22 protein-coding genes are annotated in these 24,868 nt (G+C 68.1%); 11 read left to right on the top strand and 11 right to left on the bottom strand.

The genetic code is table 11. The features are described from left to right. Positions 1 to 3: 3 nt before the first annotated feature. Entirely contained in the window at positions 4 to 444 is a 441-nt protein-coding gene (mscL, locus tag P7L68_RS14675; protein WP_372006367.1) for a large conductance mechanosensitive channel protein MscL, read from the bottom strand. A 322-nt stretch (positions 445 to 766) separates the two neighbouring features. Between mscL and P7L68_RS14670 the strand changes: the two genes are divergently transcribed. Beyond that, positions 767 to 2,023 carry a cytochrome P450 gene (locus tag P7L68_RS14670; RefSeq protein ID WP_372006366.1) on the top strand — a complete coding sequence of 419 codons (1,257 nt, stop codon included), beginning with the start codon at positions 767 to 769 and terminating at the stop codon, positions 2,021 to 2,023. A gap of 11 nt (positions 2,024 to 2,034) precedes the next feature. On the opposite strand, the gene P7L68_RS14665 is transcribed toward P7L68_RS14670, so the two are convergent. Genes P7L68_RS14665 through P7L68_RS14640 form a run of 6 tightly spaced genes read right to left on the bottom strand, consistent with a single transcriptional unit; the run spans position 2,035 to position 8,299 of the window. Then, positions 2,035 to 2,823 (bottom strand): ATP-binding cassette domain-containing protein, encoded by a 789-nt coding sequence (locus P7L68_RS14665; protein ID WP_372006365.1) that lies wholly within the window; start codon positions 2,821 to 2,823, stop codon positions 2,035 to 2,037. A gap of 37 nt (positions 2,824 to 2,860) precedes the next feature. Beyond that, positions 2,861 to 4,000, bottom strand: a complete 1,140-nt coding sequence (locus P7L68_RS14660) for a FecCD family ABC transporter permease (RefSeq protein WP_372006364.1) — start codon at positions 3,998 to 4,000, stop codon at positions 2,861 to 2,863. 13 nt (positions 4,001 to 4,013) lie between these two features. After that, entirely contained in the window at positions 4,014 to 4,910 is an 897-nt protein-coding gene (locus tag P7L68_RS14655; RefSeq protein ID WP_372006363.1) for a hemin ABC transporter substrate-binding protein, read from the bottom strand. Continuing rightward, positions 4,910 to 5,971: a hemin-degrading factor gene (locus P7L68_RS14650; RefSeq protein ID WP_372006362.1), complete on the bottom strand. Its 1,062-nt coding sequence runs from the start codon at positions 5,969 to 5,971 to the stop codon at positions 4,910 to 4,912. Before P7L68_RS14650 ends, P7L68_RS14655 begins: the two co-directional genes overlap by 1 nt. A 10-nt stretch (positions 5,972 to 5,981) precedes the next feature. Then, positions 5,982 to 6,179: a hemin uptake protein HemP gene (gene hemP, locus P7L68_RS14645; protein ID WP_372006361.1), complete on the bottom strand. Its 198-nt coding sequence runs from the start codon at positions 6,177 to 6,179 to the stop codon at positions 5,982 to 5,984. Positions 6,180 to 6,226: 47 nt separating this feature from the next. After that, complete coding sequence (locus P7L68_RS14640) at positions 6,227 to 8,299, bottom strand: TonB-dependent hemoglobin/transferrin/lactoferrin family receptor (RefSeq protein ID WP_372006360.1); 2,073 nt, start codon at positions 8,297 to 8,299, stop codon at positions 6,227 to 6,229. Positions 8,300 to 8,685: 386 nt separating this feature from the next. On the opposite strand from P7L68_RS14640, the gene P7L68_RS14635 reads away from it, so the two are divergent. Together P7L68_RS14635 and P7L68_RS14630 are read left to right on the top strand one after the other, a co-directional pair. Beyond that, positions 8,686 to 9,186: an Lrp/AsnC family transcriptional regulator gene (locus P7L68_RS14635; protein WP_372006359.1), complete on the top strand. Its 501-nt coding sequence runs from the start codon at positions 8,686 to 8,688 to the stop codon at positions 9,184 to 9,186. After that, entirely contained in the window at positions 9,183 to 9,824 is a 642-nt protein-coding gene (locus tag P7L68_RS14630) for a LysE family translocator (RefSeq protein ID WP_372006358.1), read from the top strand. The genes P7L68_RS14635 and P7L68_RS14630 overlap by 4 nt, the downstream gene beginning before the upstream one ends. Positions 9,825 to 9,828: 4 nt before the next feature. Here P7L68_RS14630 and P7L68_RS14625 read toward each other — a convergent pair whose 3' ends face one another. Then, positions 9,829 to 9,975 (bottom strand): hypothetical protein, encoded by a 147-nt coding sequence (locus tag P7L68_RS14625; protein WP_372006357.1) that lies wholly within the window; start codon positions 9,973 to 9,975, stop codon positions 9,829 to 9,831. 8 nt (positions 9,976 to 9,983) lie between these two features. Continuing rightward, a complete protein-coding gene (locus P7L68_RS14620; RefSeq protein ID WP_372006356.1) occupies positions 9,984 to 10,745 on the bottom strand; it encodes a hypothetical protein in 762 nt (253 codons plus the stop codon). A gap of 256 nt (positions 10,746 to 11,001) precedes the next feature. Here P7L68_RS14620 and P7L68_RS14615 point away from each other — a divergent pair, with 256 nt between their 5' ends. Next, positions 11,002 to 12,066, top strand: a complete 1,065-nt coding sequence (locus tag P7L68_RS14615; RefSeq protein ID WP_372006355.1) for a GTP-binding protein — start codon at positions 11,002 to 11,004, stop codon at positions 12,064 to 12,066. Further along, entirely contained in the window at positions 12,050 to 13,120 is a 1,071-nt protein-coding gene (locus tag P7L68_RS14610; RefSeq protein ID WP_372006354.1) for a WD40 repeat domain-containing protein, read from the top strand. Before P7L68_RS14615 ends, P7L68_RS14610 begins: the two co-directional genes overlap by 17 nt. 86 nt (positions 13,121 to 13,206) lie before the next feature. Here the strand turns inward: P7L68_RS14610 and P7L68_RS14605 are convergent, their stop codons facing one another. Next, on the bottom strand, positions 13,207 to 15,597 hold the full coding sequence (locus tag P7L68_RS14605) for an autotransporter domain-containing protein (RefSeq protein WP_372006353.1): 2,391 nt from the start codon (positions 15,595 to 15,597) through the stop codon (positions 13,207 to 13,209). Positions 15,598 to 15,788: 191 nt separating this feature from the next. Continuing rightward, positions 15,789 to 16,331 carry an N-acetyltransferase family protein gene (locus tag P7L68_RS14600; protein ID WP_372006352.1) on the bottom strand — a complete coding sequence of 181 codons (543 nt, stop codon included), beginning with the start codon at positions 16,329 to 16,331 and terminating at the stop codon, positions 15,789 to 15,791. Positions 16,332 to 16,679: 348 nt separating this feature from the next. Between P7L68_RS14600 and P7L68_RS14595 the strand changes: the two genes are divergently transcribed. The 6 genes from P7L68_RS14595 to P7L68_RS14570 all read left to right on the top strand — a co-directional run bounded on the left by P7L68_RS14595 (position 16,680) and on the right by P7L68_RS14570 (position 24,834). Next, positions 16,680 to 17,447, top strand: a complete 768-nt coding sequence (locus P7L68_RS14595; RefSeq protein ID WP_372006351.1) for a DeoR/GlpR family DNA-binding transcription regulator — start codon at positions 16,680 to 16,682, stop codon at positions 17,445 to 17,447. Next, the gene (locus tag P7L68_RS14590; protein WP_372006350.1) at positions 17,444 to 18,541 is read left to right on the top strand and encodes an ABC transporter ATP-binding protein; all 1,098 of its coding nucleotides are present in this window, start codon (positions 17,444 to 17,446) and stop codon (positions 18,539 to 18,541) included. The genes P7L68_RS14595 and P7L68_RS14590 overlap by 4 nt, the downstream gene beginning before the upstream one ends. A 29-nt stretch (positions 18,542 to 18,570) precedes the next feature. Beyond that, positions 18,571 to 19,863, top strand: coding sequence for an ABC transporter substrate-binding protein (locus P7L68_RS14585; RefSeq protein ID WP_372006349.1), 1,293 nt, complete (start codon positions 18,571 to 18,573; stop codon positions 19,861 to 19,863). 88 nt (positions 19,864 to 19,951) lie between these two features. Beyond that, a complete protein-coding gene (locus tag P7L68_RS14580) occupies positions 19,952 to 20,830 on the top strand; it encodes a carbohydrate ABC transporter permease (RefSeq protein WP_372006348.1) in 879 nt (292 codons plus the stop codon). A gap of 53 nt (positions 20,831 to 20,883) precedes the next feature. Next, complete coding sequence (locus P7L68_RS14575) at positions 20,884 to 21,681, top strand: carbohydrate ABC transporter permease (RefSeq protein WP_372006850.1); 798 nt, start codon at positions 20,884 to 20,886, stop codon at positions 21,679 to 21,681. A 216-nt stretch (positions 21,682 to 21,897) separates the two neighbouring features. Beyond that, a complete protein-coding gene (locus tag P7L68_RS14570) occupies positions 21,898 to 24,834 on the top strand; it encodes a beta strand repeat-containing protein (protein ID WP_372006347.1) in 2,937 nt (978 codons plus the stop codon). Positions 24,835 to 24,868: the final 34 nt, after the last annotated feature.

Genomic DNA, 24,868 nt, shown 5'->3' with positions numbered 1-24,868 from the left:
TGCTCAGGATTTCGGCTGGTTCCGCTCCGTCGCCAGCAGGTCGCGGATCTCCTGCAGCACCAGCAGTTCCGGCGGCGGTGCGGCCGGGGCCGTGGGGGCGGCTTCCTCCTTGCGCTTCAGGCGGTTCATCTGGCGGACCAGAAGGAACAGTACCCAGGCCACGATCAGGAAACTGATCACCCGGTTCAGGAAGACGCCGACATTGATGGTGGCGGCACCGGCCTCCTTGGCCGCCGCAAGGCTCGGATAATCGCCGCCGGACAGGTTGATGAAAATGTCGGTGAAGTCGATACCGCCGGTGATGTATCCGATCGGCGGCATAATCACGTCGTTGACCAGCGATGTCACGATCGCGCCAAAGGCGGCACCGATGATGACGCCCACCGCCAGATCGAAGGCATTGCCCTTGACCGCGAAGACGCGGAATTCGTCGATCAGTTTCATAGACAGGACCCCTTTCTTTCTGTGGCCGCAGGCGGGAGGGAACGGGCTGCTGCGGCACGGTTGCCCTGATTAGGCAGTGGCCGCGCCGCAACGGCAAGCCCCGGAGGCCGATTGCCGCGTAAGGCGCCCCCCTCCCGCGACGTCACGTCCACTGGCGCGACGGCCCGGCCACCCCATATCATGTCAACCGCCCCATGTGATGGGGCATGGCCCCCTCTCGTGTTGCGATGCGGCCGTGTTTCGATGTGGCCGTGTTGCGATGTGGCAGTTCATGTTAACCTTGATTCATGACGGGGGATGAAGGATCCGTGCGGGGACACCGATGACAGTGATCGGACGTGGCGAGGCCGCCCTGAACGGCGGCAGGGCGGAGTCGATCGATTTCGGCAGTGCCGGCTTTCGCACCGATCCCTGGCCGGCTTACGCTGCCGCCCGGCGCGACCACCCCGTGTGGTGGTCACAGCGCCTGGGCCAGATCTGCGTCGTGCGGCATGCCGATGTGATGCGGGTGCTGACCGATCCGGTCTTCACCGTCGAATATCCGTTCAAGCGCACCCGCCAGGCTTTCGGCGAAACCCTGCTCGATATCGATGGCGCCCGCCATCTGGCCCAGCGACGGGCCGCCCAGCATCTGCTGGGCTTCGAGGGCGTGGCCGCGGCCGTGGCGGGGCTCGCCCCCGGCATCATCGGTACCACGATCTCGGGCCTGCCTGCCGGCCGCCCGGTCGATGCGGTTGCGGCCCTGGCCGAGCCGATCGCGCAGGGCGTCATCCGCGGCCTGTTCGGCATCGATGCTGAAACCGGCGACCGTCTGGCCCGGCATCTGTCGCGGGTCAGCCGCTATATCGAAACCGCCGATGTCGATCTGGGCGATGTGGTCGAGGATCGCCGCGCGCTGGAAGCCGAGATCGGCCGGCTGATCGACGACGGCCTGTCGCCGCGCCCGGCGGCGCTGGCCCTCAGGGTTCAGCGCATGGCGTCGGAGCTGGAGCGCACCCAGCTGATGCGGCTGATGCTGCTGATGATGGCGGCCGGCGTCGAAACCCCGCTTTCGGCCATCGCCAATGCACTGGCCATGCTGCTGGATCACCGCCATCTGATCGATCGTCTGGCGGTGGAACCCAGCCTTGCCGACAGTTTCGCGCTGGAGGTGATGCGCTTCCAGCCCCCCCAGCACGACACCACCCGTTTCGTGCGCGGCCACACCATGCTGGGCGGCATCGAGGTTCGCCGCGGCACTTCGGTCCGGGTCTTCCTGGCCAGTGCCAATCGCGACGAGAGCGTCTTCCACGCGGCCGATCGTTTCGATCCCGAGCGCTTCCTGCCCGGACGGCCGCCGGTGCCGGTGCTGTCCTTCGGGGCCGGACGCCATGCCTGCCCGGGCCGGCCGCTTGCCTCGGCCATCATCGCCGAAGCCCTGCGCCGCCTGGCCAGCGGCTTTCAGGACATCCGCCCCGCCGAGGACTGCGACCCCACCATCACCGGAGAGGGCTTCCGCCGGCCGCGGCGCCTGACCCTGGTGCTGGATCCGCGCCGGCGCCCGGCCACCGCCAGCCTGCCGGGTGCGGCCGTCGCCTGAAGGGGGCCGGCTCAAAGCCAGCTGAAGCCGATCCGCGGCCGGCCGGTGGTGCCGTCCAGCACGACATGGGCGGTGACGTCATAGACGGCATCCAGCGCCGCCGCCGTCAGCACCTGTGCGGGCGTGCCCCGGTCCAGGATCCGCCCGGCCCGCATCAACACCACCTCGTCGGCAACTGCCGCCGCCAGATCCGGGTCGTGAAGCACGGCCGCCACCGCCAGCCCGCCATCTGCAGCCTGACGCATCACCCGCGCCAGATCGCGCTGGCGGGCGATGTCGAGTGCGGCATTGGGTTCGTCGAGCAACAGCGCCCGGGTGCCGGGCTCGGCCCGGCACCCCGCCGCCTGGGCGAGGGTCCGGGCCAGCTGCACACGGCGTCGCTCGCCGCCGGACAGCCGGGTGACGATGCGGTCGGCCAGCGGCCCGATGCCGGTATCCAGCATCGCCTGGCGGATCGCCACCGCATCCTCGTCCGGCGTCGCCACGCCGCGGAAGGGCGCGCGGCCCAGCGCCACCACCTCGGCCGCGGTGAAGGCGAAGCCCAGCATGTCGGCCTGCCCCATCACGGCCCGCCGGCGGGCGAGCCTTTCTGCCGGAATCCGCTCCAGCGACACTCCGTCCAGCGCCACTCGGCCGCCATCGGGGCGGATCGCACCGGTGGCAAGGCCGAGCAGGGTCGATTTACCCGCGCCGTTGCAGCCCAGGATCGCCACCAGACGCCCCGGCTGAATGTCGAGATCGGCTTCGTCGACCAGGGTCCGGCCGCCGCGGCGGCAGGTGGCACGGGTGAGGCTCAGCATCGGGGCCCTCCGGTGGTCCGGGATCCGCGGCTGCGGATCAGATGCCGCCGCCGCGGATGCGGGCGCGCAGCAGATGAATGAAGTACGGGCCGCCGATCAGGGCGGTGACGATGCCGATCGGCAGTTCCGCCGGGGCCGCCACCAGCCGTGCCGGCAGGTCTGCCCCCACCAGCAGCACCGCCCCCGCCAGCACCGACAGTGGCAGCACGCCGCGATGGGCGGGGCCCACCACAAGCCGCACCAGATGGGGCACCACCAGGCCCACAAAGCTGATGGTTCCCGACACCGCGACGGCGGCCCCGACACCCAGCGCGGCCCCGATCACCGCCCGGCGCCGCAGCCTTGTGCCGTCGACGCCCAGATGATAGGCATCCTGATCGCCCAACGCATGGGCGTCCAGCGCCCGGGCCAGCGGCAGCAGCAGCCAGGCCGCAATGGCGATGGCGATGGCCGGCGCCCAGATCAGCCCCCAGCGCGCCCCGCCCAGGCCGCCCATGGCCCAGAAGGTGAGTTCCCGCAACTGCTGGTCGTCGCCGATATACGAAAACAGGCCGACACCGGCCGCCGCGATCGCACTGATCGCCACACCGGCCAGCAGCAGCAGCGACATGTCCTGTCCCGCCGCTGCCCCATCCACCGCAGCCCCGCCCGCCAGCCGCCAGACCAGCATGGTGGCGGCGATGGCGCCGCAGAAGGCAGCCACCGGCACGATCGCGGCAGCCGCCCAATCGGGCAGCGCCGGCACCAGCGCATGGCCGAGCACGATCGCCGCGACGGCGAAAAGCGCGGCCCCCGACGACACGCCGATCAGCCCCGGATCGGCCAGCGGGTTGCGGAACAGCCCCTGGAGCACGGCACCCGACAGGCCCAGCACACCCCCCACCATCAGCCCCAGGATCAGCCGCGGCAGGCGGATGTCCATCAGCACCGCCGCCTTGACCTGATCTGCCCGCGCGATCTCCACCGCTGCGGGGTCGATCCAGCCGAAGCGGACCATCAATGCCTGGGCGACCGCCGGATAATCGGATGGCGAAATGGCGAGCGGCCCGGTCGCAAGCGCTGCAACCGCCACTGCCAGAAGGGCGATCACCAGCGCCGCGCCCATCCGCCGCCGCGCACGGGCGCGGGCATCGACGATGCCGGCAAAACCGGGCGTATCCGCCGCAGTCTCGGTCACCACCGCCACGGTCTCAGACCCCGGCCCGGTCGAGCTCGGCGGCGAAGCCGGCGGCGATGCGGGCGGTGGAAGGGCCGAGACCGGCAAGCGCCCGGCCGTCGATCGCCAGCAGCCGGCCGGCCTGCGCCGCCGGCGTCAGCCTGAGCTGCGGCAGGTTCAGGATGGCATCGCGGCCGCCCATGCGGGTGATGGCATGTTCGGGCATGACCAGAACCTCGGGTGCCGAGGCGGCAGCCGCCTCGGCCGAAACCGGGGCGTAGTCGGCCACCTCGTCGAAGGCATTGCGGCCACCGGCCAGCCGGATCACGGCAGCGGCCGCGGTATCGCGCCCGGCAGCCATCAGCCCGGAATTACCGATGCCGATCACGCACATCACCGACGGGTGATGCCCGCGGGTCTGCGCCATCGCCGCCAGACCGGCGAGATCGGCGGCGACCGTCCGGCCAAGCTCTCCGGCCGGGCCTTCCAGCCCGACGGCCCGGCCCACGGCCATGATCGCCGCCTCGACCTCGTCGATCCGGGTCGCGGAATGGATCATCCGCACGTCGATGCCTGCCGCGCGCACCTGATCGAGTGTCGAAGCCGGGCCCGCCCCGTCATCCGCGATCACCCGGGTGGCGCCGGTTGCGATCAGCCCTTCGGCGGCCAGCGTGCGCATATAGCCGACCTTGGGCAGTTTCATGACCTCGGCCGGGCTCTGGCTGGTGGTGTCGACCGCAACGATGCGATCCCCCGCCCCCAGCGCCCAGACGGTTTCGGTGACGGCGGCCCCGATGGTCACCAGCCTGTCCGATGCCGCAGGACCGGCTGCGAAGGCGGCGCGGCCGACCAGGCCGGCGACGGCGCCACCAAGCCCCAGCGCAGCGGTGCCTGCCAGGAACCGCCGCCGGTTCAGGTCGGCCGGGCGCATCAGCCGGCCACCCCCGGCAGGGCATGGACCAGGGCACGCCATTCGGGCAGCTCGGGTACGCCGGTTTCGCGCACGCCGACCATGATCAGGAACAGCTCACCCGCCTCGTCATAAAGCTCGACCGCCGTGACCGTGCCGTCGACGGTCGGCTTGTCGACCTGCCAGGCGGCGGCGATATGGTCTTCGCGGACATGCAGGTTGAAGCCCGGGTCCAGGATGTTGATCCAGGGCCCGCGCGGTTCCACGCGATGGATGGTCCCGCCCGAGATCTGGATGCAGCCCGGATTGGGCACGAAGATCATGATCTTCACCTGGTCGCGCGCCGCAGCCTCCAGCGCCGCACGGAACGCCCCCTGCGAAAGCCTGCGGGCAAAGCGGCCCTCGGCCAGCTTCAGCGCCGCCGGGCGAGAGACGCCATGGCGCTTCAGCATCGGCAGGAAATCGTGCGTATCGGCCAGATGCTCCCAATCCGACAGGAAGGAACCGGCATCGAAACCGGCCGGCGCATCGGCCGGGATCTCCTCGGCCTCGGGCGCCGTCTCGAAGGCCGGCGGCACCTGCACCGCGGCACGCTTCGCCTCGATCAGCGCTGCCCAGGCGGCACGGTCGCTTTCGGGGCGCAGATAGATCTTGTGCATGGCGACGCCATGGCGATCGAAGAACTGCAGGCTCGACAGCGTCGTGTCGCCGCGGGCCTCCTCGACCACCAGGCTCGCGAACCAACGGTTCAGAAACAGGCGCAGGTCGATCGGCTTGTTGATGACCAGACCGGCATGGGCGCCGAGCGACACATTGCCGTAAGTGCCGACGATCTCGTGCACCGCATGCTCGTTGCGGGTCAGCGCCATCACCGGACCCAGGCTCTCGACGGCCCGGATCAGATCACCCGGCTCGGCATCCAGAAGAATGACGTTGCTGCCGATGCCGGATGCCACGAGTTCACCTTCCGACACGCCCAGACGGGCGGCCTGGTCCCGGACACGCAGCCCCGGCTCTGACGCGGCAAGGGCCGCCCGGCGGGCGGCAAGATCGGCGCTCTGATCGATGGAGGGCATGGTCATCTCATTCGCCTCACTTGGTCAAAATCAGCTTGTTCTGTCTTGTGCGGCGCAGACGGTAGGTCTCGCCGCAATGCGCGATCAGCACCTCACCCGCGGTGCCGAGCAGCGCATGGCTGTCAAGGCTGGCCGGCCCGCCCGGGCCGGTGCGCGATGGTGAGCGGTGGCCGGTCTCGGCCTCGATACGGACGTCCGCGGGTTCGGTGTGCATGATCGGCGGTCCTTGTCGGGTCGTTCCGCTAAGAACGGCGGGTCGGATCAGAAGCGATAGGCAGCGGTCAGCTTGACGGTCCGTCCCGGATCGTCCAGTTCCGACAGCGCCTGGCGATAAGTCTTGTCGAAGACATTGTCGACGGCCAGGTCGAAGCGCGCCCCGCGCAGGCCGCCATCCGACGGCTGAAAGCTGATCCAGGCGTCATGGACGGCATAGCCCGGGGTCACCGTCTCGCCATTGGCGATCCGGTCCTGTTTGTCGTGAGCGACCAGGCGCCAGCCGGTCACCACATCGCCGCCCATGAACTTCAGGCCGCCGCCCAGCGACACCTTGTCGCCCGGCAGGCCGCCCAGCGGATCACCCTCGGTCCGGTCGTCGCCACGGATGCGCGCGGCCCCGAAGGTCGCGAACCACAGCGGCGCGTCATAGGCGAGTTCAACCTCCACGCCTTCCAGCCTGGCATCCTGGACGTTGTCACGCGTTGTCCTGCCGCCCCGGAAGTCGACGATCTGCTCGATGAAATCTTCGACGTCATTGCGGAAGATCGCAACCCGCCCGGTGAGGCGGTCGCCCTGAACCAGGATGCCATCCTCCGACAGGGTGAGGCCGATTTCCTTGTTCTTTGCCGTCTCCGGCCGCAGATCGGGGTTGGCTTCAAAGTTATTGCCGGGGAAGTGCTGACCCGTGGCATAAAGCTCGGTCAGCGAGGGCGCGCGGAAAGCTTCGGCATAGCTGGCATAGGCCTTCAGCCAGGGCGTCACCGCATAGGCGACCGAGATCGACGGGCTGACGGCATCGTCGGACTTGCTGTCCAGGCCATCCGCCTCGCGGTCGAAGCGGTCGTAGCGCACGCCCGGCGTGAAGGTCAGGCGTTCGAAGAACACGATCTCGTCCTGGATGAACAGGCCGAAAATGTCCTGCTGCGCATCCGGATATTGCGGCCGGGCGCCGCCGTCACGCTTGCCGTCCTGATCATCGCGATAGGCCTCGACACCATAGGTCACCGCATGGCTGCCGAAACCGCCTGGCTGGAAGCGGCTGGTGTTGGCGATGTCGATGCCGGTGGTCGCAAGATCGGTCTCGTCGAAGCGGCCGGTATCGGTCCGGCGCTCTTCCAGCGCGGTCTCGGTGCGGTAGACCTTCGCGTCCAGATCGAACCAGGGGTTGCCGTTGCCGTCGAAGCGCCAGCCGAGCGTCATGGTCTTCTGGTCGGTCTTGCGGTCGACGATGATGCTGTTGGTGTTGGTATTGGCCGCCGACGGGATGATGTGGTCGTCGCGGAACTGCAGGTAAGACGCCGTCAGCTCATGGCCCTCGGCCGGCCGGAAGACCAGCTTGGCCAGGCCGCTGCGGACATCGTCGGCGGTATAGGGGATGGTCTCGCCCGAGCCGTTCTCAAGATCGTCGGCATCGAAGCCGGTGATGCCGACCAGGGCTTCTGCATTGGCGCCAAGCCGGGTCGCGCCGATCGCATGGGCGCCGAAGCCGTCGCCATTGCTTTCCCAGCTGACACCGACCTCGCCGCCCCAGGGCTCACCCTCTTCCAGGAACCGTCCGGGGCTGAGGGTGTCGACCTCCATCACGCCGCCGATGGCGCCGCTGCCATAGAGCGAGGAAGCAGGGCCGCGCCGCACCTCCACCCGCTCCAGCAGCGAGGGATCGATGAAGATCCGGCCGCGATGGCCGCTTTCGAAATTCTGGCGCGCACCATCGACCCGCAGCACCACCCGCTCTCCGGTCAGGCCGCGGATCACAGGCTGCATGGCGGTGCGGCGCGGGCCGCCCGACATCTCGACGCCGGGCATATCGTCGACCAGATCGCCCAGATCATCGGCCTGGCGGATCTTGATCTCTTCCTGGCCGACGACACCGATCGAGGCCGGAACCTCGCTTGCCGCCTTCTCGGTCCGGGTGCCGAGCACGGTCACCGGATCGAGTTCGATCGGGGCGCGGCCGGCGGCAAGCTGCACCTCCTGCGCCGGGCCGGCGGCATCGGCGGCAGCGGCTTGATGGGGCACGGTACCGGCGGCAAGCGCTGTACCGGCGGCGAGCATCAGGGCAAGCGCCGACAACCGTCGGCGATCAATGCGCTGGTCGGGTGCGAAGCAGAACGACACGGGGCCAAGCCTTCTCACGGCGGTTCTTTTAAGACCGGACGGGCGCAGTGCCGCTCCCGGGCGGGGCGCGGCGCCACGCCCGGGAGCGGGCACTGGCTGCCTGGCACGGGGGCCGCCCCGGCCGCAGCGCGACCAAACGGCGGAACGGCCCCCATGCTGGGTGGCTGGCTCTAGGGGAGCGATCGCGACGTCATGTCGCAACCGCCTCACACGCCGAAACCTAAACGGAGTTTCGCGCAATTGCAACTCATTCTCATTTATGAAGGCCGGCGGCAGGACACCGGATTTCATCCGGCCTGGTGGCGCATGAGCCGGATGTTCTGTTTGATTTTGAAAGTTCATCGTATAGTATCCCGCATATATGGGATAATGCAGGATAACATCCGATGATAGACGACGCCGACCGGAAAATCATCGCCCGGCTTCAGGCCGATGCCCGCACGCCGATGGCCGAGCTGGGGCAGGCCGCAGGGCTTTCCACCTCGGCCGCGCACGACCGCGTGCGCCGGCTGACCGAACGCGGGGTGATCCGGGGCATGACCGTACGCGTCGCGCCCGAGGCCATCGGCCGGGGCGTGCTGGGTTTCGTCTTCGTGGCGCTGGGCGGCCCTGCGGTCGAAGCCGCATTCGTCGAGACACTGCGGTCCGATCCGGCGGTGCTTGAATGCCATCACGTCACCGGCGACTGGTCCTATCTGCTCAAGGTGCGGGTGGCGGATATCGCGGGGCTCGAAGCCCTGCTCGGCCGGCTGAAGGCGACCGGGGCGCTGATCCGCAGCCACAGCATGATCGCCCTCTCCTCCCCCAAGGATGACGGCGTCCCCTCGCCCTTCCCGGATGCCCCCGGCCTCCTTCCCGGCCTGCCGCCGGCCGAGGTGATGTCATGACGCCGCTCGATGCCCTCCTCCGCGGCATGGCCCTCGGCCTTGCGGTCGCAGCCCCCGTCGGGCCGGTCGGCCTGCTCTGCCTCAGGCGCGCCGTGACCGGCGGCTTCACGGCCGGGCTCGCCTCGGGCTTCGGGGTGGCGGCGGCGGATTTCGTCTATGCGGTGATCGCAGCCTTCGGCCTCGGCGCCGCGCTCGGCATCGCCGCCATCGACCCGCTCTGGCCGCAGCTCGCCGGGGCAGCCCTGATCCTGTGGATCGGCCTGGGGGCGGTGCGCCGCGGCCGGGCCGTGCTTGCCAGCGGCGATGCGGGGCCGCCGGCCAATCCTGGCCGGGCCGGGCGCGACGTGCTCGGCGCCTTTCTGCTCACCCTTTCCAACCCCATGACCATCGCGAGCTTCGCGGGCCTCTTCGCCGGGCTCGGTCTCGGCGCCACGCCCGCGGGGGCAGCTCCGCTGGTGCCGGCGGCACTGGCCGTCGGTGTCTTCCTGGGGTCGCTCGGCTGGTGGGTGATGCTCTCTGCGGCCGGCAGCCGCTTCGGCCGCAGACTCGGGGCCCGCAGCCTCGCCCGCATCGATATCGGGGCGGGCCTGGCGCTCATGGCCGGTGCCATCTGGCTGGCGGCCGAAGCCGCCGGCTGATCGGTCAGTGCAGGCCGTCGAGCCCGCGGATCAATGCCAGTACACCCGCAGCAGCCAGAGGCACCAGCACGGCCGCCGAGGCGAGCCAGGGCCGGCGTTTCGGGCGTCGCCGGGCCCTGGGCCGGCTGTCGTCGCGAGGGGCGGTCTTCATCCGGGCCCTCAGAACCCGTCGAGTGCCAGGCGCAGGCGCGAGGTCAACGCGCCGACCTCGTCGGCCGACAGCACCGGCTCCGCCGGCGGCACCAGCGACGGCCAGGCCCGGGCCAGCTGGCGCAGATCGCCGGCCACCGCCTTCCAGCGATCGGGATCCGCCTCCTGAAACCGCGGCTGGGCCTGGCGCAGGATGCCGATCACCACCTGCATGAAGCCCAGACTGTCCTGATAGCCGACGGCACCGGTGATCCGGCCGCCGGTGATCGCCCGGCGGTATTCGGCAGCGACGGTATCAAGCATCAGGCTCGCGACCTTGAGGCCTGTATGGATGTCGCGGCGCTCTTCAACCGGCACCGAACTCGCCGCCGCTTTCAGCTTCGCCATCACGGCATCGATCGCCGCCGAGACCTCGGCCGCAGGCTTGCCGGCTTCGGCCGCGCGGCGCACGCCATCCAGCTCGGCCTCGAACCCGGCGATGCCGCGCGCCGCGATCGAAGGCGCGATGAGCGGATAGATATGCCCGGCCGGGTGGCGGAAATGGACCAGCGCCTCCTCCCGCCGACCATCGGCATAAAGCGCGCCGCCAACCCGCAGATGTCCCTCCACATAGCCCAGCTGCGCCACGAAATCGGGCGTCTGGAGCACCGCTGCCGCCGGCGAGGCCACCGTGGTTGCCGCCGTGGCGGAGGTCGGCGCACCGGACAGCGTGGCACCAAGGATCAGGACGGCGCCGAGGGCGATCCTGAGCGTGCTGCGGGTGTCGGTCATCCTGATGCTCCCGAAATGGCGGTCCCTGCCCGCCGCCTGACGGTGGCGGGCTCTGGGGAAACATACGCCGCATGGCCGGGCTTCGTCGATCTCGGCTTTCATCGCCGCCTGACGACCTGTCCGGAGCACAAGGCGGGTGATACCGTGGCCGCACGGGTGCTATGCTCTTTGCCCTTGCGGACAGCCCGGCCTTGGCGCGACGCTCCGGACCTGCCATATCCGACGCCTGAACCACTCCCTCCCGTCCGAGGACCTCATGGAAAAGATTCCCGTCACCGTGCTCACCGGTTATCTGGGGGCCGGCAAGACCACGCTGCTCAACCGTATCCTGACCGAACAGCATGGCCGCAAATATGCCGTCATCGTCAACGAGTTCGGCGAGATCGGCATCGACGGCGACCTCGTCGTGGACGCGGACGAGGAAGTCTTCACCATGAACAATGGCTGCCTGTGCTGCACGGTGCGTGGCGATCTGATCCGGATCGTCGGTGCCCTGCTCAAGCGCTCGGGCAATCTCGACGGCATCCTGATCGAGACCACCGGCCTTGCCGAACCCGCACCGGTCGCCCAGACCTTCTTCCTGGACCGCGACATCGCCAGCCGCACCCAGCTGGACGGCGTGGTGACGGTGGTCGACGCGCTGAACCTTGAAAAGCGCCTGGTCGATGCGCCGGAAGCCGCCCAACAGGTGGCCTTCGCCGATATCATCGTGCTCAACAAGACCGATCTGGTCGATGCCGACACGCTGGCGCGGGTGGAAGCCACCATCCGCCGGCTGAATCCGCTGGCACAGATCCACCGCACCGAGCGCAGCAATGTGGCGCTGGAGGCGATTCTCGGCCGTGGTGCCTTCGATCTGAAGCGGGCGCTGGCGCTGGAGCCGGAGTTCCTGAGCGGAGGCGACGACCACCACCATCATCACCACCACGATCATGATCACGGCCATGACCATCATGATCATGATCATGACCACGACCATGATCACGCCCCGGCCACCCCGGGCGTGCTGGCCCACGACCACGATCTGTCGATCTCCAGCCTGTCGCTGACCACCGATCAGCCGCTGGACAAGACCCTGTTCGAAAGCTGGCTCAGCATGCTGCTGATGACCAAGGGCCAGGACATCCTGCGCTTCAAGGGCATCCTGAACTTCGCCGGCCAGAACCGGCGCTTCGTCCTGCAGGGCGTGCACATGATCTCGGAAGGCACGCTCGACCGCCCCTGGGCCGAGGGAGAGACCCGGCGCAGCCGCCTGGTGGTGATCGGCCGTGACCTCGATGCCGCCGAGCTGAAGCGGGGGTTCGATGGCAACGTTGCTTGAGACCCCCGCACCCGACAGCTATTTCAGCCGCCTGGCCTCGCGCCGGCGCAGCGAAGAGCTTGACGCGCCGGCCGTCGGCCTCGCCTTCGATCGCAAGGGCGAGGCCCTGGCGGTGGCGCTGGGTGATGGCAGTGTGCGGATCTTCCGGCGCAATGACGGCTTCACCCTGGGCTCGGCCGTTCAGGCCCATAAGGGCCAGGTGCTCTCCTTTGCCCGCGACATCGGCGCCGGCGCCTTCCTGACCGGCGGCGACGACGGCAAGGTCGTCTCGGTCTCGGCCGAGGGCACCGTCACCGTGCTGGCCGAACTGGGCCGGCGCTGGGTAGAGGCGGTGGCGACGTCGCCGCAGGGCGGCCTCAGGGCCGCGGCGGCCGGCAAGCGGGTGGTGCTGATCGATCGCCAGGGCCGGATCACCGGCGATGGCGACGATCATCCACGCACCGTCACCGGGCTCGACTTCCACCCCAAGGGCAAGCGGCTGGCCGTGGTCCATGGCGACGGGGTGACGCTGTGGTGGACGGCCTCGTTCGGCAAGTCGCCCAAACGGCTGCCGGCCGAGGGCCAGCTTCTCGGCGGGCGGATCTCGCCCGATGGCGACTGGCTGGTCGCGGCCACCGGCGATTCCACCCTGAATGCCTGGCGGCTGGCCGATGGCCACAAGCTGCGCATGGCCGGCTACGACACCAAGGTGCGGAGCCTGGCCTTCACGCCCAATGGCCGGATGCTGGCGACCAGCGGCTCGTCGAACGTGATCGTCTGGTCCTTTGCCGGCCGCACCGGCCCCGAAGGTAAGGCCCCGACCGAAATCCCCCAGCCCTACGGTACGGGGGTGACGGCAGTGCTCTGGCATCCGAAATCGCCCACCCTGATGATCGGCTATGATCACGGGCTGGTGGTGGCGGTGCCGGGGGCCGGCACCGGCGCGCCGATCACCGAGCCCTCGGGCAGCCCGGTGGTCGACATCGCGATCAGCGATGATGGCGACTGGCTGGCCGCGGTCACCGAAAACGGCCGGCTGACCGTGCTCGACATGCGCGCCCGCCAGACCGCCTGACAGACGACCGCAGGACCGATCAGACACAAGGGCCGGACGATCGCTCGTCCGGCCCTTCATTTTGTCGTCGTCGTGGAAGACCGCGATCACCAGGTGATGCGCAGCCCCACCGTACCGGCCTGGTCGGCGACGCCGTCGCCGAAGCGGCCACGCCACGAGGCATAGGCGCTGGTCGAGCCGTCGACCGCCAGCACCGCCTCGACGACGGGGTCGAAGGTCAGCTCGTTCTCGCGCGCCAGATCCAGCGCATAGGCACCCGCCGCCGTGCCGCCCAGCACGCCGGTCATGCTGTCGTCGCCGGTGGGGCTGCGATAGCCCATGCCCAGCGTCACCGCCGGCATCAGCACCGGGCCGCCCAGGTCGAAGCCGCGGCCGACCGTGACGCCGAGGCCGGTGCCGACCTCGCCCAGCCACAGCTCGTCGACCCGCGCATTCAGGCTGCCGGCACCGGTTTCGGTATAGCCCTTCTGCTGCAGGCCGGTATAGCCGACCCAGGCCTCGGGGCCGACCGACCAGCCGGAGACGTCATAGGTGGCCCCCAGCGCGATCCGGCTCTGCACGGTCAAGCCCTCGGTTTCACCCTTCGCGGTGCGCAGCAGGCCCGGCAGGGCGATCACGCGATCGGTCTCGCTCCAGCCATAACCGACGGAGAACGAGCCATCCAGGTGGTAGCGGTCCTTGGTATAGCCGCCATAGACGCCGAGGGTGGCCAGATCCGCCGTGCCCTCGCCCAGGCCGCCATCGGTCTTCGTGCTGCTGCGGCCATAGGCGGTGAAGCCGCCGACCCGCCAGCCCTCGCCGACGATGGTGTCGATGCCGGCGATCACGCCGCCGCCGCTCGCCCGATAGCCATAGCGCTCTGCCGTCGCGTCCCGATCCAGCCACTGGCCGAAACCGCGCACCCAGCCCCCGGTCTCGCCACCCTCCATGCCCGGCAGGCGGGCGAGCGAGGCCAGGCTGGAGCTGCCCGAGGTGACATCGGCCATCACGGTGGCGGCGGCCGCGAACTGACGCGGGGCATCCATGGCGGCGGTGACGCCCGACCCGTCCTGACGCACGCCGCCCAGGCGTGCCGACACCGTCCGGCCGATCTCGCCCAGCAGGGCCAGCGTGGCCTCGGCGGTGGCCGTGTTGCGGTCGGGGCCAAGCTGCGACAGCGCGCCGTCCATGCCCGAGCGGCCGACCACGTCCAGCGCGCGATAGACCGTCAGCGGATCGGTGGCGAAATCCTCGCCCACCAGATTCCGGAAGGCAGTGCCCATCGCCCGGCCGCGGTCGGTGGTCGCCGCCAGCGTCATGGCGTCGGCCCGGCTCGCGATCAGCAGGAAGGCGGCCTTGTCGACCTGGATCAGGCGGAAGACCAGCTTCTCGGGCAGAGGCTGGCCCTGCTCGTCCACCCGTTCGATCAGGGTCGCCTCGTCATAGGTGACTTCTTTGCCGGTCAGAACCAGCGACTGATAGATCTCGTCAACCGAAGCGCCAGGCGAGGCCGAGGCAAGCAGTGCGATCGCGCCCGCAACATGCGGTGTCGCCATCGACGTTCCGGACAGCTTGTCATATTCACCATTAAAAACCGACGAGACGACATCAACGCCTGGACCCATCAGTTCGACCAGTTCGGACTGATTGGAGAAGGCGGCGATGATCTCGTCATTGTCCACGGCGCCGACCGGAATAGCGCCGGTCAGGCAGGCAGGCGTCGAGACAGTGGTGGTATGATATTCGTTGCCCGAAGCGACGACATTGGCGATGCCCGAGGCATGGGCCGCCTGGAAGGCTGCTGAGAGAGCCCCCCCGCCCGGGGTCTGATCGTCGCAGATGCCGGAATATTCGTCCGCACCTAGGCTCATGTTTACCGCGACGATGCGGTGCTGTTGCGCAAGCTCCATGATATGGGAATAGGCACGGGTCAGTCCGCTATTCAGAGCCGCCGCGCAATCCGGATCGGCCTCGCCGCAGCCTTCATCCTCCCCCACACCGTTGGGCGCCTTGATCAGGATCGCGGCAATCTTCGCATCCGGCGCCACACCATAGGCCTCGCCGTTGTTGCCGGCGATGGTGCCGGCGACATGAGTGCCGTGATTTGCGTCTTCGTCGGTATAGTCAGGAGCGGCCGCGCCTGCGCCAGTAGCAAAATCCGCGCCGTCGCCGCAATTCCCGGTCCGGCCATTGCCTGAGAGGCCCACGCAGGCCTCGTCGATCACCTTGCCTTCAAGGAAGGGATGGCTGGTCTCGACGCCGCTGTCGATCACCACAACCACCGTGCCCTGACCGGTGATGCCGCGCTCCCAGAGCGCGCGGGCACCGATCATGTCCACCGAATTCATGATGCCGCCCGGCTGGTCGGCGCGGGCGGGCCCGGCGGGCACCAGGGCGGCCAGCCCGCCGGCCAGGGCGGTGCCGGCCACCAGGGCCGCGGTCAGACGGGAAGCAGGGCGGCGGCTCCGGCGGCCGCGGATCGATCCGACAGTGATCATGGTCAGAGCGTACTCACACTCGCGGGGGGACGGGCAACGCTGCCGCCCGGCCCCCGCATTTCGGGGGGTGTCACGCTCTTGTCATAGCCGATCAATGTAAACGGCGTGTAAACGGCGATAAACCGTGGTTTACCCGATACACGCGCAGTCCCGGGTGGCACATTCCCGCCACAGTCGGCGGGGGCGCCGGCTCAACCCAGGCGCTTCTCCAGACGGATCTTGCCGATCATCATATGAAGATCCCGGTCGCGGACGGTCGACCGGCCAACCGCCTGATAGCCGCGGCGGCGGCAGAAGCCCAGCCCCCGCTCATCGCCTTCCAGAACATCGATCACGATCCGCTTGCGTCCGCGCTCCCCGGCAGCCTGTTCGAAGGCCGACAGCAGACGGCTGCCCAACCCCCGCCCCCAGGCGCGCGGATCGACCCAGAGATCGGTCAGCTGCTCACCTTCGGCATCCCCCACCGCCAGGCCCAGCACGTGGCCACCGACATCAGCGACCAGAATCCGTTCCGGCGCCTGGCGAAGCAGCAGGTCGAACATCTTGCCGTCGGCCATGGGGGCCCGCGCCGAGGATGGCAGCACGCTGCCGGGCCCCTTTTCCCAGGCAGCCACCCCTACACGGGTGGCCGCGGCAGCATCGGCCGGCCGGCCTTCGCGGATGGCCACCGGCAGCTCGCGCTGGGGCGGACGCGTCGCCCCGCTCGTGTCGGATGAACCGGCTCGTCTGTCCATGGATAAGATCGCCTTCGTCCCTGTCTCGTTCCTGACCCGTGTCCAATCGGGCCTGACCCGTGTCGAACCGGGCCTGACCCGTCATTCTGTCGGGCAGCCCGGGCCGTCGGGCACGCGGCATGCGGGGAAGCCGGCAGCCTCAGTCTCGCAGATTGCGTGCCCCTGGATCAAATGAAGCTTCTATCCCCAACCCCGCTCGACGGCCAGTGTCCATTTGCTCGGGACAACGACCGTTCATACGAAAAGCACCCTTCGCGCGAACGAACGGTTTCATGTCGCCGAACCGTCATCAAACGAAAACCGAACCTTCCTTTGAACCGGTGACGCCGCGCGGACAGGATCGGGGCCATGAACACGACCCGCCGCCGCTCCGAAATCCTGTCGCTCGTCCGCGAGACCGGTTATGCCGGTATCGACGCGCTGGCTGCCCGTTTCCGGGTCACGCCCCAGACCATCCGCCGCGATGTCAACGCGCTGTCCGATGACGGCCGGCTGAAGCGCATGCATGGCGGGGCGGCCTGGCCCGACCGCAACATCGCCTATGGCACCCGTCAGGTTCTGAACCTGGAGGCCAAGCGCCGGATCGGGCGCGCCGTGGCGGCACTCATCCCCGACGGCGCCTCGGTCTCGCTCGGCATCGGCACCACGCCCGAACAGGTCGCCCGCGCCCTGGCAGAGCGGGAGGCCGCCTTCACCGTCGTCACCAACAATGTCGCCATTGCCGCCCTGCTCTCGGAAACGCCCCGGATCGACGTGACCATCGCCGGTGGCCGGCTCAGCGATCGCGGCGTCACCGGAGAGGCGGCCGCGCGGGTCTTCGCCGCCTACCGGGTCGATTTCGGCATTGCCGGCGCGGGTGGCATCGACCCCGACGGCACCCTGCTCGACTTCACCCCTGACGAGGTGATCGCGCGTCAGGCGATCATGGCCCATTGCCGTCAGCGGGTGTTGGTTGCAGATGCCACCAAATTCGGCCGCCCCGCCAGTGCCAGCGGCGGGCGGATCGAAGATGCCCATCTTATGGTCACCGATGCGGCCCTGCCGCCGGCGCTCGCCCGGCTGCTCGACACTGCCGGCACCCGCGTGATCGTCACCGCCGCGGAGACCGCCGCATGACAGCGCCTCAGCCCTCCACCACCGGTATCGGCCTTGATCTCGACGGCATCACCCGCCGCTGGGCCGGGGTGACCGCGCTCGACGGCGTGTCCGTCCGGGCGGAGCCGGGCGAGATGCTGGTGCTGCTGGGCCCCTCGGGCTGCGGCAAGTCCACCACGCTGCGGATCATTGCCGGCCTGGACCAGCCCGATGAGGGCCGGGTTCTGATCGGCGGGCGGGACGTCACCCGCGACGGGCCGGCGGCGCGTGGCCTGGCCATGGTCTTTCAGTCCTACGCCCTGTTCCCACATCTGGACGTCGCGCGCAACATCCTGTTCGGGCTGGAGGTTCGCGGCGTCCCCGCCGCCGAACGCCGCGAGCGCCTGGCGGAAGCCGCCGATCTTCTGGGCCTCGGCCAGCTGCTCGACCGCCGGCCCTCGCAGTTGTCGGGCGGGCAGCAGCAGCGCGTGGCGCTGGCCCGCGCCCTGGTCGCCCGGGCGCCGCTCTGCCTGATGGACGAACCGCTCTCCAATCTCGATGCCCGGCTCAGGGCGGAAATGCGGCGCGAAATCCGCGCCCTGCAGCAGCGCCTGGGGCTGACCATGGTCTATGTCACCCATGATCAGGCCGAAGCCATGAGCATGGCCGATCAGGTGGTGCTGATGAATGGCGGCCGCATCGAGCAGGCCGCCCGCCCCGACCGGCTCTACGACCACCCCGAGACCGTCTTCGCCGCCCGCTTCATCGGCCAGCCGCCGATCGGGCTGATCGCGCCTGCCCGGGCCCCCGGCCTGCTGGCCGGCGCCCGGGCGGAAGACATCCGCCCCACCCCGCTCGGCGATCCGCTTCTCACTCCCGACGCTACCGGCGCCCTCAAAGGCGTTCTGGTTGAGCGCGAATATCTGGGGGCCGACGCCATCCTGGGTATCGATCTCGACGGCTATGCCCCGGGCGCCGGCCGTCTTACCGCCCGGGTTCCGGGCCATCACGCCATCGCGCCCGGCACCGCCGTGGCGCTCACCATCGCCCCCGGCCGGCTGCATGTCTTCGACAGTGCGACCGGTCGGCGCGTCGACCCGCCGGCCGGCACCGCGGCCGGGCTGCTCAGACCCTGATCCTGCCTGCTCACCGGAGAACCGCACCCATGTTCCGCACCGTCACCGGCACGCTGGCTGCCGCCCTGCTGGCCTCGACCATGGTCGCCGGCACCGCCTTTGCCGCAGACAAGACCTCGCTCGACTTCTACTACCCGGTCGCCGTCGGCGGACCGATCACCAAGATCATCGACGGCTATGTCGCGGCCTTCGAGGCCGAGCATCCCGAGATCGACGTCAACCCGATCTATTCGGGCAGTTATCAGGACACCGTCACCAAGGCGCTGACCGCCTTCAAGGGCGGCGATGCGCCCGAAGTCGCGGTGATGCTGTCGACCGACATGTACACGCTGATCGACGAAGGCGCGATCGTCTCCTTCGACGACATCGCCACCACCGCTGACCAGAAGGCCCTGCCGTCGAAGTTCTATCCGGCCTTCATGGCCAACAGCCAGGCCGGCGGCAAGACCTGGGGCATCCCCTTCCAGCGCTCCACCATCGTCGCCTTCTGGAACAAGGAGGCCTTCCGCGAGGCCGGCCTCGATCCCGAAAAGGGCCCCGACAGCTGGGACGAGTTCGTGGCCATGGGCCACAAGCTGACCCGCAGCGATGCCTCGGGCAATGTCACCCGCTGGGGCGTGCAGATTCCGTCCTCGGGCTTCCCCTACTGGCTGTTCCAGGCACTGACCACCCAGAACGACGTCGAGCTGGCCAGCAATGACGGCACCGTCACCCATTACGACGACCCGAAGGTGGTCGAAGCGCTGACCTTCTGGCGCGACCTCTCCGCCAGGGAGAAGATCCACGCCCCCGGCATCGTGGAATGGGGCACCACGCCGCGCGACTTCTTCGAAGGCAAGGCGGCGATGATCTGGACCACCACCGGCAACCTGACCAATATCCGCAAGAACGCGCCCTTCGACTTCGGTGTCGGCATGCTGCCGGCCAAGGCACGCCGCGGCTCGCCCACCGGCGGCGGCAATTTCTACGTCTTCTCCAGCGCCACAGACGCCCAGAAGGCGGCCGCCGCGACCTTCGTCACCTGGATGAGCACGCCCGAGCGCGCCGCCCAGTGGGGCATCGACACGGGCTATGTCGCCGTGCGCCCCGATGCCTGGCAGACCCCGGCGATGCAGGATTATGTGAAGGGCTTCCCGGCCGCCGCGGTTGCCCGCGACCAGCTGGACTATGCGGTCGCCGAGCTGTCGACGCATGAAAACCAGCGGGTGACCACCGCCCTCAATAACGCACTTCAGGCGGTTCTGACCGGTGCCGCAGAGCCGAAGCCGGCGCTGGAGGCGGCCCAGGCCGAAGCCACCCGCATCCTGCGCCCCTATCGCTGAGGTGCCGCTCCGCCGACCCGGTCCCTGCGTCGATCTTCGCAGGGACCGGGTCGGCGCCCGTTTTCGACTGCCACCGGATTCGCCGCCGATGACCTTCCGCCGCACCCATCTTCTGCCTGCCAGCCTGATGCTGCTGCCGGCGGTCGTCCTGCTTGCCACCTTCACCCATGTGCCGGCGGTGCAGACCTTCGTCACGGCGCTCTACTCCACGCCCAAAGGTGCGCGGCCGTCGAAATTCATCGGCCTCGACCACTATCTCTGGCTGCTCGACGACCCGGCCTTCGTCAAGGCGGCCTGGAACAATCTGATCTTCGCGCTGGCGACCGTGCCCGCCACCATCCTGATTTCACTCGGCATGGCGATGCTGGTCTCGTCGAAGATCCGCGGCCGCGGCCTCGCCCGGCTGGCTTTCTTCACCCCCACCGTGCTGCCGATGATCGCGGTCGCGAATATCTGGCTGTTCTTCTACACCCCCTCCTACGGTCTGCTCGATCAGTTGGCCGGGCTTGCGGGCTTCGGCGCCACCAACTGGCTGGGCCAGCAGGAAACGGCGCTCGGCGCCGTGATCGTGGTCGCGATCTGGAAGGAGGCCGGCTTCTTCATGATCTTCTATCTGGCCGCCCTCACCCAGATTCCGCCCCAGCTGATCGAGGCGGCGACGCTGGAAGGCGCCGGCCCCTGGTCGCGGTTCCGGCGGGTGATCTGGCCGCTGGTGGCCCCCACCACGCTGTTCGTGCTGGTCAACGCCATCATCAATGCCTGCCGCATGGTCGACCATGTAATGATCATGACCCGCGGCGGCCCCGACAACGCCACCATGCTGCTGCTGCTCTATGTCTACGAAACCGGCTTCCGCTTCTGGGATACGGGCTATGCCGCCGCGATCTCGGTGGTGCTGCTGATCATCCTGGCGCTGGTGGGGATCGGCCAGTTCGTGCTGCTCGACCGGAAGGTGCATTATCGATGACCGCGACCACGCCCCCGCTCTCGCCCCGCGTCCCGGCCGGGCTTGTCGCCCGCCTGCCCCGGCTGGTGGATCTGGGCGCCTGGCTGCTCGCCGTCATCTGGGCAGCACCCCTGCTCTATGCGATCTGGACCGCCTTCCATCCCGGCGCCTATGCCACCCGCTTCGACCTGACGGCGCCGCTCACGCTCGACAATTTCCGCGCAGCCTGGGACGCGGCCCCCTTCCCGCGCTACATGCTGAATACCATGATGCTGGTCACCGGCATCCTGGCCTGCCAGCTGGTGATCGGCACGCTGGCCGCCTTCGCCTTTGCGCGGCTGGAATTTCCCGGGCGGAACCTGCTGTTCGTCGGCGTGCTCGTCCAGCTGACCATCATGCCCGACGTGCTGATCGTGCAGAACTACGCCACCCTCGACAGGCTGGGTCTGGTCGACACCATCACCGGCATCGCCATTCCCTATGTCGCCTCGGCCTTCGGCATCTTTCTGCTCCGCCAGACCTTCATGACCATTCCGAAGGAGCTGGACGACGCCGCACGGCTTGAAGGCTGCAGCCTTTCAGGCCTGCTCCGCCGGGTCTACATTCCGCTGGCGAAGCCGGTCTATGTCGCCTATGGCCTGGTCTCGATCAGCCACCACTGGAACAATTTCCTCTGGCCGCTGGTCGTGGCGCGTTCGGTCGAAACCCGGCCGCTGACCGTGGGGCTCGCCGTTTTCGCCTCCACCGATCAGGGCATCGACTGGTCGATCATCACCGCCGCCACCCTGCTGTCGGCCGCCCCCCTGCTGATCGCCTTCCTGATCTTCCAGCGGGCCTTCGTGCAGTCGTTCATGCGGGCGGGGATCAAGTAAACCGGCTGCGGGCATTCATCATATCTTCACGATAAAACCGCATCCGGCTGATACTCCGTCAGAATTTCATAACATACGATCACATCATTCGATCGTGATCATCGCATGATTGACCGACACCCCGATCACATACCAACATCTGCACACTGACTGCACGAGGAAGGGCGGCGGCCGAACCCTGGCGCCGCCCTTCGAAGATGTGATGGGAGATCGACCTTGACCGATATCATCGGCACGGCTGGCAATGACACGCTGACCGGCACCCCCGCGAACGAAGCCTTCTATGGCCTCGACGGCGAAGACGTGATCACCGGCGGTGGCGGCAACGACACCTTCGACGGCGGCGCCGGCAATGACACGATTACCGCCGGCAGCGGCACCGACATCCTCGATGGCGGCGACGGCGACGACCTCCTCATGGGCGGCGCCGGCGCCGATGTGATCGACGGCGGCGCCGGCTACGACCGGGTCAGCTATGCCGATTATACGACCGACCTGACCATCGATCTCGCCGCCGGCACAGCCTCCGACGGCGACCAGTTCACCAATATCGAAGGTGCCATCGGCGGCAGCGGCGACGACACCATCACCGGTGATGCCGGCGCCAACATCATCGATGGCGGGCTTGGTGCCGACGCGATCGATGGCGGTCTCAGCTTCGACACCATCACTTTCACGGGGCGGACCACCTCGGTCACTGTGAACCTTGCCACCGGCACGACCAGTGACGGTGACACGCTGACCTCGATCGAAGCGGCGACCGGCGGTGAGGCCGATGACAGCCTCACCGGCGACATCTGGAACAATGTCCTGGATGGCGGCCTGGGCGCCGATACCCTCGACGGTGGCGACGGCAACGACTATGTGAGCTATGCCTACCGCCTCACCTCAGTCACTGCCAATCTTGCGACCGGCGCCAATACCGATGGTGACAGCTTCACCTCGATCGAGAACCTGATCGGCGGCTGGGGTAATGACACGCTGACCGGTGATGCCGGCGCCAACATCCTCCAGGGCGGCGGGGGTAACGACACGCTTCTCGGTGGTCTGGGCGACGACACCCTGGACGGTGGTGACGGCGCCGACACCATCGACGGCGGCGACGGCTTCGACACGGTGAGCTACGTTGGCGCCGGCGCCGGCATGCGCATCGACCTCACCAGCGGGCAGGCGGGTGAAGGGAATTATGCGGGGTTCTCCACCGGCACGCCGATCGATCAGCTTCAGAATGTCGAAGCCATCCTCGGCAGCGACCATAATGACGTCATCTTCTCGATCGACGGTGCCAGGATCGACGGTGGCCGCGGCAACGACATCCTGATCAGTTCAGCCGGCAGCGACACGCTCATCGGCAATGAGGGCCTAGACGGGGTCGCCTACCTCGAGGCTGCAAGTGGCGTGACGGCCAATCTTGCCACGGGCATGGGCACGGCCGGTGAGGCGAATGGCGACATCTATACCGGCATCGAAAACCTCTACGGCAGCCAGTTCGACGACGTGATCATGGGCGACGACGGCGCGAACACGCTGGTCGGTTATGCCGGTGACGATGCGATCAGCGGCGGGCTTGGCGACGACATCATCTATGGCGGCGCAGGCATCGATCAGATTGACGGCGGCGACGGCACCGATACCTTCGTGGCAACCGATTCCACAGCCGGCATGACCATCGACCTTGCCAGCGGCACCACCTCGGACCAGGACGCCCTGACCTCGATCGAGAACATCACCGGCACCACCTTCAACGACACCATCATCGGCGATGCCGGCGACAATCGCCTGAGCGGCAGCAGCGGCGACGACATCCTGATCGGTGGTCTGGGTGAAGATGCCCTCTTTGGCGGTGACGGCTTCGACTATGCGAGCTACGAGGATCGTACCACGGGGATCACTGTCAATCTCGGTACCGCGGAGGGCAATGAAGACCGCTTTTCGTCGATCGAAGGTTTGATCGGTGGCAGCGGCGATGATGTACTCAACGGCACCAGCATCGACAACATCTTCTTGGGCGGTGACGGCAATGATCGTCTGGCCGGCGGCAATGGCGACGACGTTCTCATCGGGGGCAATGGCGACGATCTGCTGCGCGGTGGCAGCGGCGCCGATCGTCTGGAAGGCGGGGCCGGCATCGATACCGCGAGCTATGTCGAACAGGTTGTCGGACGGACGATCGATCTTGTGGCTGGCACAAGCAGTGAAGGCGATCAGCTGATCGACATCGAAAATGTCATTGGTGGTCAGTCGGGGGACCTGATCATCAGTGCAGTCGGCGCCAACGTCATCGATGGCCACTATGGCAGTGATACCGTCAGCTACGAGGTATTCACCACCAATCTCACCATCGATATCGATGGCGTCAACTCGGACGGGGACACACTGATCTCGATTGAGAACCTGATTGGTGGCAGCGGCAACGACACTTTGAGTGGCGGCGAATTCGCCAATACACTCGATGGTGGAGCCGGCAACGATGTTCTCGCCGGTGGCAATGGCGATGATGCACTGATCGGCGGTACGGGCGACGATCTGCTGCGCGGCGGCAACGGGATCGATATCATCAACGGTGGCGACGGTTTCGACACCGCCAGCTATCTGAACCAGTGGACCGGCCAGACCATTGATCTTGCGACCGGCGACAACACCCATGGCGACACGCTGATCTCGATCGAAGGCGTAATCGGTGGCACCGCCGGCGACACCATCACCGGCGATGCAGGTAACAATCGGATCGATGGTCATTCGGGCAATGACACGCTGTCGGGCGGCGACGGCGATGACGTCCTGATCGGCGGTTCAGGCCGGGACATCATGACCGGCGGCAACGGTGCCGACCGCTTCGTGTTCCAGTCACTCACCGACAGCGGCGCCGGCACCAGTTCGCGTGACCGGATCATGGATCTCGATATCGCCGCCGGCGACCGGATCGACCTCTCCACCTTCGATATCGATCCGTCGACCAGCACTCACGAGACCATGACCTATATCGGCAGCGGCGCCTATACCGGCACGGCCGGCGAGGTGCGTATCGCCGCATCTGCCAATGCCGGCTATACCAGCGTCGGCATTGATACCGACGGCGACGGAACGAGCAACTTCCTCTTCGAGGTCGCCCTCCCCGTGGCGGACTTCTCGGCCGACGCCTTCCTGCTCTGACCTTCGGCAGGCAGCGCAGACCCGGCGGCCCGCG

It is taken from the genome of Tistrella mobilis (assembly GCF_041468085.1).
GTDB lineage: Bacteria > Pseudomonadota > Alphaproteobacteria > Tistrellales > Tistrellaceae > Tistrella > Tistrella mobilis_A.
The sequence above is the reverse complement of the archived record's forward strand: the minus strand, read 5'-3'. Positions and strand labels throughout refer to the sequence as shown.